9 protein-coding genes and 1 pseudogene are annotated in these 8,964 nt (G+C 70.8%); 3 read left to right on the forward strand and 7 right to left on the reverse strand.

The window, feature by feature from the left end; all coding sequences use genetic code 11:
• Positions 1 to 46 precede the first annotated feature (46 nt).
• A complete protein-coding gene (locus tag IE271_RS19425; protein WP_229919432.1) occupies positions 47 to 976 on the reverse strand; it encodes an NAD(P)/FAD-dependent oxidoreductase in 930 nt (309 codons plus the stop codon).
• Between the two features lie 102 nt (positions 977 to 1,078).
• Here IE271_RS19425 and IE271_RS19430 point away from each other — a divergent pair, with 102 nt between their 5' ends.
• The gene (locus tag IE271_RS19430; protein WP_190191612.1) at positions 1,079 to 2,179 is read left to right on the forward strand and encodes a saccharopine dehydrogenase NADP-binding domain-containing protein; all 1,101 of its coding nucleotides are present in this window, start codon (positions 1,079 to 1,081) and stop codon (positions 2,177 to 2,179) included.
• Between the two features lie 61 nt (positions 2,180 to 2,240).
• Positions 2,241 to 2,549 (forward strand): tetratricopeptide repeat protein, encoded by a 309-nt coding sequence (locus tag IE271_RS43985; protein WP_190191613.1) that lies wholly within the window; start codon positions 2,241 to 2,243, stop codon positions 2,547 to 2,549.
• A 280-nt stretch (positions 2,550 to 2,829) separates the two neighbouring features.
• Here the strand turns inward: IE271_RS43985 and IE271_RS19440 are convergent, their stop codons facing one another.
• The 5 genes from IE271_RS19440 to IE271_RS19460 form a co-directional block, all read right to left on the reverse strand.
• On the reverse strand, positions 2,830 to 3,669 hold the full coding sequence (locus IE271_RS19440; protein ID WP_229919436.1) for an SAM-dependent methyltransferase: 840 nt from the start codon (positions 3,667 to 3,669) through the stop codon (positions 2,830 to 2,832).
• Between the two features lie 59 nt (positions 3,670 to 3,728).
• Positions 3,729 to 4,370: a cysteine hydrolase family protein gene (locus IE271_RS19445; protein ID WP_190191615.1), complete on the reverse strand. Its 642-nt coding sequence runs from the start codon at positions 4,368 to 4,370 to the stop codon at positions 3,729 to 3,731.
• Between the two features lie 82 nt (positions 4,371 to 4,452).
• Positions 4,453 to 5,589 (reverse strand): isocitrate/isopropylmalate family dehydrogenase, encoded by a 1,137-nt coding sequence (locus IE271_RS19450; RefSeq protein WP_190191616.1) that lies wholly within the window; start codon positions 5,587 to 5,589, stop codon positions 4,453 to 4,455.
• Complete coding sequence (locus tag IE271_RS43990; protein WP_190191617.1) at positions 5,586 to 6,122, reverse strand: EF-hand domain-containing protein; 537 nt, start codon at positions 6,120 to 6,122, stop codon at positions 5,586 to 5,588. The genes IE271_RS19450 and IE271_RS43990 overlap by 4 nt, the downstream gene beginning before the upstream one ends.
• 608 nt (positions 6,123 to 6,730) lie before the next feature.
• The gene (locus IE271_RS19460) at positions 6,731 to 7,222 is read right to left on the reverse strand and encodes a winged helix-turn-helix transcriptional regulator (RefSeq protein ID WP_190191618.1); all 492 of its coding nucleotides are present in this window, start codon (positions 7,220 to 7,222) and stop codon (positions 6,731 to 6,733) included.
• Positions 7,223 to 7,316: 94 nt separating this feature from the next.
• Between IE271_RS19460 and IE271_RS19465 the strand changes: the two genes are divergently transcribed.
• Entirely contained in the window at positions 7,317 to 7,814 is a 498-nt protein-coding gene (locus IE271_RS19465; protein ID WP_190191619.1) for a tautomerase family protein, read from the forward strand.
• 62 nt (positions 7,815 to 7,876) lie between these two features.
• Here the strand turns inward: IE271_RS19465 and IE271_RS19470 are convergent.
• Positions 7,877 to 8,866: pseudogene (locus IE271_RS19470) on the reverse strand (IS630 family transposase); the annotation flags it as partial.
• Positions 8,867 to 8,964: the final 98 nt, after the last annotated feature.

Raw genomic sequence — 8,964 nt, forward strand, 5'->3', positions numbered from 1 at the left:
GCGGCGGGGACGGCCGCGTCCCCGCCGCACCCGGCGGTGCCGCAGCTCAGCCGCCCAGGCCGGCGTCCTCGCGGAACAGCTCCTGGTCCAGCCAGACCGCGGCGCGGGCACCGTCGGCCGCTCCGGTGATCACGAAGGTGAGGGCGTCGGGCAGCGCCTCCAGGCGGGCGGTGTCCCCGGCCGCGTACACACCGGGCACGGAGGTGCGCTGGAACTCGTCCACCCGCACGCAGCCGTCCGGCAGGATGTGGCAGCCCAGCCGCTCGGCCAGGCCGGAGTGCTGCCGGGTGGGCGCCCGGTGGTACACGGCCTGGCGCTCCAGGACCCGGCCGTCGTCGAAGACCAGGCGCAGGGCCCCGGCCTCGCCCTCGATCCGCGTCACGGCCGCCTCCTCCACGGCGATCCCGGCGGCGGCGAGCCTGCCCGCGGCCTGCTCGGGCACCGGGCGCCCGTTGGTGCACACGACCACGTCGCCGCTGAAGCGGTCGGCGACGTACAGGGACTGCATGACCTGCGGCAGCTCGTGTCCCAGGACGGCGAGGGTCAGTCCGCTGGTCTCCCAGCCGTGGCAGAACGGACAGTGGTACACGCCCTTGCCGAACAGTGCGGACAGCCCCTCCACCTGCTCGTCGAGCACGTCGACCTGTCCTGTGGCCAGCACCAGCCTGCGGGCCCGCTCCACCGTGCCGTCGGCCAGCGTCAGGGCGAAGCCGCCCTGCCCGGCCGCGGCGTCGGTGACGGTGGCCTCGCGCACGGACACGTTCGGGTAGGCGCCCAGCTGCTCCCTGCCTATGCGGCGCAGTTCGGCGGGGTCGAAGCCGTCCCGGCTGAGGAACATGTGCATCTCGTCCGCCGGCGCGTTGCGCGGGCTGCCGGAGTCCAGCAGGAGGACCTTCCTGCGCTGACGTCCGGACACCAGTGCCGCGTTGAGGCCCGCGGGCCCTCCACCGACCACGATCACGTCGTACATCGTCATCCGCCACTTCTTCCGTCGTAGGCCATCGGAACTAGACGATAATAATTATCATTTGCATTAACCAGTCATGCACCCATCCGGCACGGAACGACGAGGACTCCTGTGAACAACACTTCGACCTCGGCCATCGGCGTCATCGGCGGCTACGGAGCGGTCGGCAGCGCGGCCGTACGGCGGCTCCACCAGGCGGGCGCCTCCCCGCTGCTCATCGCCGGCCGCGACCCCGGCAAGGCCGACGCACTGCTCGACGCCCTGCCTGCGGACGGCCCGCCTGCCGCCACCATGGCGGTCGACCTGGACGACCCCGACTCCCTGGACCGGTTCGCCGCCCGCTGCCGGCTCGTCGTCAACTGCGCGGGCCCCTCCTACCGGATCCTGGACACCGTCGCCGAGGCGGCCCTGCGGCACGGCGCGGACTACGTCGACGCCGCCGGCGACGACCCCGCCCACCGCCTGCTGTGCGCCGACGGCGGCGCCGGGCAGTGGGCGACGGCAGGACGCACGGCCGTGCTCTCCGCGGGCGCGCTGCCGGGCCTGTCGGGCCTTCTGCCCCGCGCGCTCACCGCTCGCACCCGCCGCGCCACCAGGCTGGACGCGTACCTCGGTGGAGTCGCCCCGCTGACCCCCGCAGCCGCCGGCGACGTCCTGCTCGCCCGCGGCCCCGAGCACGGCACCTCAGCGGCCGCCTGGCAGAACGGTGGCGTACGCGAGCGCGCGCTGCCACCCCGCCGGGACGTGCGCCTCGACGCCTTCCCCAGGCCCGTCTCCGTCTTCCCCTTCCTCTCCACAGAGGCCGTCCGCCTGGCCCGGGACACAGGGATCGGCCACGTGCGCTGGTACACCGTCTTCGGCGGCGAGCGCCTCGCCGGGGAACTGGCCATGGCCTGGGCCATGAACAGCACGGACACCACCGGGCTGGTGGCTGCGGCAGCAGAGGACGTACGCCACTACGGCGCGTGGTACGGGCAGGAGTTCCATCTCTGGGAAGGCGCGACCGACGGCCCGCCCGCCGCCAAGCTCGTCCTGCGCTCCGCGGACTCCTACGAACTGAGCGGCTTCCTCACGGCCACCGCCGTCCTCCGCCTCCTCCACGGCTCGATCGCCCCCGGCGTGCACTTCGCAGCCGACGTCCTGGACCCCGCACAGGTCGCACAGGCCCTGGCCGCCGATCCCGCCGCAGACCTGACGATCACGCAGGGATAGCCCCGCCCCTGCGACCGCACGCACGCATTCCGCAGCGATTTGGCCGGCCAGTGCATGACACATGACATTGGGATACCTGGACGCCGCCGTGCAGTTGTCCCAGGAGGTGGCCTCCAGGCGGACGGAGGTCCTCGGCGCAGGCCACCCGGACATCCTCCGGTCCTTGCTGAACATGGCCATGACCTACGCGGTCGCCGGACACGTCGCCGAATGCGTCGAACCGGCCGAGCCTCTGATCCAGGACTGCAGGGCCGAGTTCGGACCCGATGCCGGAATCTGTCTTCACCGCCTATCTGGCCGCCGAACGCTTCGACGAGGCGACCGCCGTCGCAACATCCCCGTCCGCCCGACCGGACGAAACTCGCCTTGAGGGCGGCGGCACGACCGCCCCGCCATGACCGCTCCGGATTCAGGGACTACGGGGTGCGGCCGCCGCACTACCGCAGGCCGCATCGGCTTTCGTGGAGCTGGACCATGGCGGCGCCGGCCGGGCGGTCCCCACGCGGCACGATCGAGACGATCGTCATCGACGGTCAGGAACACCCGCACAAGCGGGGGTCTGGGTGTCCGACACCACAGCGCGACAGGACGAGCCTGCTCCCCCAGCGCGTCGCGATCCTGCTCAACCTCCCTGAGGATCACCACCAAAGTCACGGCATCGTGCCTGGTCGCGATCTGGTGCCGGTCGCCTCGGCAAAGATCCAGCGGTTGACCGCCAGAGCGTCGTCCGGCTCCGGACGCAGTCCGCATCCGTGCGCCGCGGTGAAGTCGTACGGGCTGCGGACCTCCACCGTCCAGCCTCGGTGCGCGAGTTCACCGGCGGAGTCGGGACGGGGCGCGGTGTCGAAGAGGGACAGCAGGTCGATGCCGAGCCGTTGCCGCGCCGCGGCGTATACCGCGCCGGCCCGTACCCGCGGCTCTTCGGCGACCTCCTTGATCTCGTACGCCAAGGTGCTGCCGGCTGCGCTGAGCCGGTCCACCGTGGCGATCAGGTACCGTTCCGCGTCCGCCGGGAGGTAGAGCAGCAGTCCCTCGGCGAGCCAGGCGGTCGGTGCGGTGGGATCGAACCCCGTGTCCAGCAGCGCCCGAGCCCAGTCATGTCGCAGATCGACCGCGAGCGGCCGGCGCTCCGCCACAGGTGCGGCCCCTTCCCGGTCGAGCACCGACTGCTTGAAGGCCAGTACCTTGTCGGTGTCGATCTCGTGGACCGTGCAGCCGGGCGGCCAGGCGAGCCGGTACGCCCGGGTGTCCAGGCCCGCGCCCAGCAGCACCACCTGGCGCACACCCCGTCGTGCCGAGCGCAGCAGGTGATCGTCCAGGACGCGGGTGCGCAGGGCGAAGTAGCGGCCCAGCCGGCCCCACAGCGGGTCGGCGTCCGCGTCGGGGACCTGGTCGGGACGCACCGGCCAGTCGGCCGCGACAGGTGACGCGCGGACGAAGTGTTCGGCGAACGTGTCCCGGGCCAGGGCGTCGGGACGGTGCGTTTCCATGGCGCGGGCGGCGGCCACCAGCAGCGCGGTGCGGCCCACGCCCGCTGCCACACCGTCGGTCAGTTCAGGGGCGGGCACGGTTCCTCCTTCCGGCTGGGCGCGGGTGCAGGCGTGGTCCATGCCTGGGGGTCGTCCATGGGAACGGTCCGGGCTCCGTAGACGGTGCGCATGAAGTGCAGGACGGTCTCGTGGGGCAGGTGCAGGGCGGTGGTGCAGTCCGTCAGGACGGTGACGTGGAAGCCCTTCTGGAATGCCGTGCGGGCGGTGGTGTCCACGCACACGTCGGCATACAGCCCGGCGAGGACCAGATGTCCGACGCCCTGCGCGGCCAGGTGTTCCTCGAAACCGTCGCTGAGGAAGGCGTCGAAGCACGCCCGCTTGGTGAAGGTGCGCTCGTTCGCGGCGGGGGCGACCCCGTGGAACTCGGCGCCCCACGAGCCCTCCAGGCATTTCGGCCGCTTTCCCAGCTGCTGGTCGCGCCGCCGCCAGCTGTCCCCTTGATATGCGGGGTCGCCGACGAAGCGGACGAAGACCACCTCTACACCGTTGCGGCGGGCCGCCGACGCGGCCTGGACGCTGCCGGCGACGGCGGCGTCCAGGACGGCGGGATCGCCTGTGAAGCGGGCCCGGGCCACGGGACCGGCGCAGAAGTCGTTCTGCAGGTCCACCATGACCAGGGCCGTCCCTGTCCGCTCGGTCATGACCCGCCCACCAGGGCGACGCCCTTCGACACGCGGCCGGTACCGGGTGCTTCGACCGCCAAGACCCTCGCCACCTGCTGAATCATGATCCGCCGACCAGGGCAGGGCCCCTCGGGACACCACCGGAGCCGGGCGCTTCGAGGGCGTCGAGCAGCGCGTCGACCACGGCGGTGGTGGAGTGCCGGCCGCCGAGGTCCGGGGTGTGCACCCCTTGCTCGTCCAGCACCGCCAGGGCCGTCTCGGTGGCCTGCACGGCACCAGGACACCCGGCATGCCGTTCCGCGACGCGGGCCGCCGCGCGGATCGTCGCCACCGGGTTGACCAGGTCCCGGCCGGCCAGGTCGTCCGCGGAACCATGCACGGTCTGATACTCCACCAGGCCTGCCACCCCCGGATCGAGGCAGACGTTCTCCGTGCAACGATTCTCCTGCCGGTCGGAGCCGAACCGGTCCAGCAACACGACGTGCATGATGTCGGCCCACTCGTTTCCCGCGATGAGCAGCGTGCGGTCCGGCAGACCGTGGGTGATCAGGTTGCGATTGACCGTGTCCGGCTGGAACACCTCGATCCGCACGTCGAGCCGGTCCGCGAGGTCGGCCACCCAGGCGTCGAACGCACCGTCCAGCAGATGGAACTTGTACGCCATCACGACGCGGGCGACGCGGCCGTCACCCCACTCGCGCCGGGCCCGTTCCAGGGCGTAGCCGACGACCGCCTCGGTGGTCTCGCGGCTGAAGGTCAGGGTGCGGGTGACCTCGTGCGGGGTGTGCCGGTTCTCCCCGGTGTAGAACCCCTGTGCCTGGTCGCGCACCAGCAGCAGCGACTTCTCCCCCGCCGTGAGGAGGTCCACCTTCACGGCGCGCAGACGCCGGCGGACGAGATACAGCGACTGGGCGTTGATCGCCGTGCGGAACACGACATCGGCGCCGTCTTCGCTCAGGCGGCGGCAGAACCGCTCGTAGTGGTCCGCGTCCTGCGCGGTCAACTCCCGGATACGGTCGACGCCGTACTCCTCGCGCAGCGAGACGTAGGAGTGGTAAAGGCGCTCAGAGCGCACGACCTCCACACCGGTGGGGTGGGCGGTGGTGAGTGCGCCCAGGACGCGCTCGAAAACGGCCGCGAGTTCGGGGCCCGTGCCCCGGCCGACCGCCAGACCGACGACGGGCTTGGTCGCGGCTAACCCCTCGCCATGGGGCCTCGGTCCGCCGAGCCGGGTCACAGGGCCGCGTCCGCGGTCAGGTGGTCGCCGGGGATGCCGGCCTTCTCCGGGCGGTAGTAGTCCTCGATGCCCTCCGCCCAGACGGTCGCCGCGACGCGGTCGCCGTCGACCGGGCCGAAGGCGTCGAACAGCGCCTCGATGTTGGAGCGCTGAAAGCCGATGGCCTCCATCAGTGCACGAAAATCCGGGCGGGTGACGAAACCGTCGCCGTCCGGGTCGCCCATCGCCGCCAGGGCCTGGGCGAACTCCTCCACCGTGGCGTCGAACCGCTGCGGATTGAGCACGATGGCGGTGAACTCCTCGAAGCTGACGCGCCCGTCGCCGTTCGCGTCCAGCTCGGTCACGAGCGTGTCCCAGTACCGGCGGAAGGCACCGAGCATCCGCTCCTTCACGGCGTCGCCGGCCGCCGGCACCGCCGCGACGACCCGGCGGCCCATCAGGTCGAAGTCGGCAGGCTCGATGTAACCATTGCCGTCGGCGTCGAACAGGGAGAAGACGAGCTGGACGCGGTCGGTCGCCTCGGTCGTGGGCATAGTGCTGCACCTCTGCTGTTCATAGTGGAGTGGATGCGCCGGGATCAGCGCCCCGGCGCATCCACTATCCGGGCGCCTTGCCGGCCTCGGTAGCCCGAAGCGGGCTTATACACACGAAGGTGGGAAACCACCGGTTCGCATATCGAACACCACACCGCTGCCCCGACGCCGCGCCAGGCCGGGTCCTCCTACAAGGCGCTTCACGAACACCGGAACCGAAAGGATCGGCGCCCACGACCGCACCGTGACTCCTCCCCCAGCCGAAACCGCAGCTTGTCGCCACGCCGGTCGGGCCTCGCGACGGACCAGCCCGACCCGCAGGACGCTCAAGGCTCCTGCCGCGCCGGCGTGCGCGCTGCGGCCGCTCGAGACGCGGTGGAACTCCGCCTGGACGGGCCGGTTCTCTTTGGAGGCATGTCCGCATACGGAGACAGACCTCATGATCTCTCATGGGGCGAGGTGCCGTGCCAGGCGTCGTGAGCCGGTGAACCTTTCCGGTCACGGCACCTAGCCGCAGCATCCGACGTCTGCCCCACGGCCCAGGCGTCGGCCCCACTGCTTGGATCATGCTTCTCGCGCCATGAGGTGCTGAGTACGATCCTGGGATCTCAGGAGCTTTCCACGAAGCGCGCGCCCGGCCCGGGTGTGCGGCAGACGTCTTCCGGGGCGAGGTGGCCGTGTCCCGCAGCGCACTCGAGGATGACCTTGACCGGCTCGTCGCAGGAGATCGCATCGTCGACGGGCCGGTGCCGGACGACGACCGACGGGCCCTGCGGGTCGGCGAGGTAGGTGTCGCCCCATTCCAGGAGCGCCACGAGCGTGGGCCGCAACGCCCGGCCCTGCTCGGTGAGCTCGTAGGCGAATCGCTGCCGATCCCCGGGCTCCTGATAGGGCACGCGGCGCATCACTCCCGCGGTCACCAAGGTCTCGAGCCGAGTCGCCAGGAGATTTCTGGCGATCCCGAGGCGGGAGTGGAACTCTCCGAACCGGCGCGCGCCGTCCAGCGCTTCACGGACGATCAGCAGCGACCAGCGCTCCCCCACCACCGAGAGGGCGCGCGCCACCGAGCAGTTCACCGGGTCGATTCGCCGCGTCTCCATGGGCCGAGTGTACCCGTCTGGGTTTACAAGTAGTACTTAGCCCTCGTAGCCTCCGACCTGAGTTGAAGAACTAAACTCATAAAGGAGATCGACCATGCCCATGCTCGACGTGTACATTCCCGACGGTGCGCTCCAGCCGGACGCCGAGGCGGCGCTGCTGAACCGCATCACCGAGATCCTCGTCCGCAACGAGGGATTCGACCCCGCCGACCCGGTGACCCGTTCCGTCTCCTGGCTCTGGCTGCACCGACCGGTCGGCATCTACGTCGGCGGAGAACCCGCGGACGCACCTCGCTACAAGGTCGTCCCGTCCGTCCCCGAGGGCCAGCTCGACGAGCAGAAGCGTGCGAGCGTCATCGCCGAGGTCACCGAGGCGATCCTCGACGCGGAGAACGGCGCCTGGCCGCGTGACGCCGGCCGTATCTGGGTATTTCCCACCGAGATCCCCGAGGGCCACTGGGGCGGCCGGGGTCGGATCAGGCCGCTCGCGACGATCCTCGCCCGACTCACCGGCGGCGACACCGAGCGGGCCCGTACGCTCGCGCGTGAGCGGATCGCTGCCAGCCGGGCCGAACACGCCCGCCTGCCCTGATGAGCGGCGAAGGAAGTGGGGATCGATGCGACCGGTGACACAGTCGTGAGGATCACCCCGATTCAGGCGACGTCGGCCCCGGCCACGACCTCGCGGAGGCGTTCGTCGGCGGCGTGCTGGTTCCGCCGGATGATGCAGCGACGGATCATGCTGCTTTGCTCTTTGTGGGTGGCGTGGTCGGTGTCGTCCAGGGTGCAGTAGCGCAGGGCGGTGAACTGGGCCTCGATGCGGTTCAGCCAGGAGTTGTTGGTCGGCGTGCAGGCGAGTCCGACGTTGTTCGCCGCGGCCCGGTCGCCGACGCGGCTGTCCTTCTTCGCGGTCAGGTGCGGGGAGAAGTTGTCGAGTACGAACGCGATGCGGATCTCGGGCGGGTGGAGGCCGCGCAGACAGCGGCAGGATTCCAGGAACTCGGTCCGGTGCTTCCTCGGCTTGATGTGGCCGTAGAGCTTGTTCCTGCCCAGGTCGTAGGCGGCGAACAGGTGTCTGACCCCGTGCGGGCGGGTGCAGGTCGCCCGTCGGCGGGGCCTCGGTTCCCGGCCGGGGTCCTTGTGCCGCCCCCCGCGCTCGGCCCACTGCCGCCCAGGGTGGGGATGGAGGTTGAGCGGGCCGAACTCGTCCAGGCAGAAGACGACTTCAGGCTCACCCTCCTCGGGCAGGACCTCGCCGTCGGCGATCGCGTAGAGGTGCTCGACGCGGGCTTTCTCGGCCGCGTAGTCCGGGTCGCGGGAGGTCTTCCAGGTCTTTATGCGGTGAAACGACACGCCCTCCTCTCGGAGCAGGAACCGCAGGCCCTCGTGGCTGATGTCGTCGGCCACCCCCTCGGCGACCAGGAAGTCGACCGGCTTGACCAGGCTCCGAGTCGAGAACGGCAGGCCGTGCTCGGCAGGCTCGGACTTGGCGCTCTTCTTGATCTCGCGCCGCTCGGGCAGCGGGAACGTCCTGGGCCGCCCGCCCTTGTACTTCGGGTAGAGCGCCTCGAAGCCGTCGGCGTTGAAGTTGTGGAGCACGTCCCGGACCCGGTCCGCCCTGGTGAACGTCACCTCGGCGATCTTCCTAGGGCCTGTTGCGAAAGTCGATCTTGGTTGTGGATGATCACATCTTGTGGGACGTGGTGATCTGACGAACGACCAGTGGGCCCGGCTGGAGCCGT

Origin of the sequence: Streptomyces minutiscleroticus, from assembly GCF_014650875.1 — a bacterium.
GTDB lineage: Bacteria > Actinomycetota > Actinomycetes > Streptomycetales > Streptomycetaceae > Streptomyces > Streptomyces minutiscleroticus.

What these genes read in the sequence shown, in the direction of transcription:
- IE271_RS19425 (WP_229919432.1), bottom strand. Translation starts at nt 976, where the DNA reads ATGACGATGTACGACGTGATCGTGGTCGGTGGAGGGCCCGCGGGCCTC.
- IE271_RS19445 (WP_190191615.1), bottom strand. Translation starts at nt 4,370, where the DNA reads ATGACCGAGCGGACAGGGACGGCCCTGGTCATGGTGGACCTGCAGAAC.
- IE271_RS43985 (WP_190191613.1), top strand. Translation starts at nt 2,241, where the DNA reads ATGACATTGGGATACCTGGACGCCGCCGTGCAGTTGTCCCAGGAGGTG.
- IE271_RS19465 (WP_190191619.1), top strand. Translation starts at nt 7,317, where the DNA reads ATGCCCATGCTCGACGTGTACATTCCCGACGGTGCGCTCCAGCCGGAC.
- IE271_RS19440 (WP_229919436.1), bottom strand. Translation starts at nt 3,669, where the DNA reads ATGGAAACGCACCGTCCCGACGCCCTGGCCCGGGACACGTTCGCCGAA.
- IE271_RS19460 (WP_190191618.1), bottom strand. Translation starts at nt 7,222, where the DNA reads ATGGAGACGCGGCGAATCGACCCGGTGAACTGCTCGGTGGCGCGCGCC.
- IE271_RS43990 (WP_190191617.1), bottom strand. Translation starts at nt 6,122, where the DNA reads ATGCCCACGACCGAGGCGACCGACCGCGTCCAGCTCGTCTTCTCCCTG.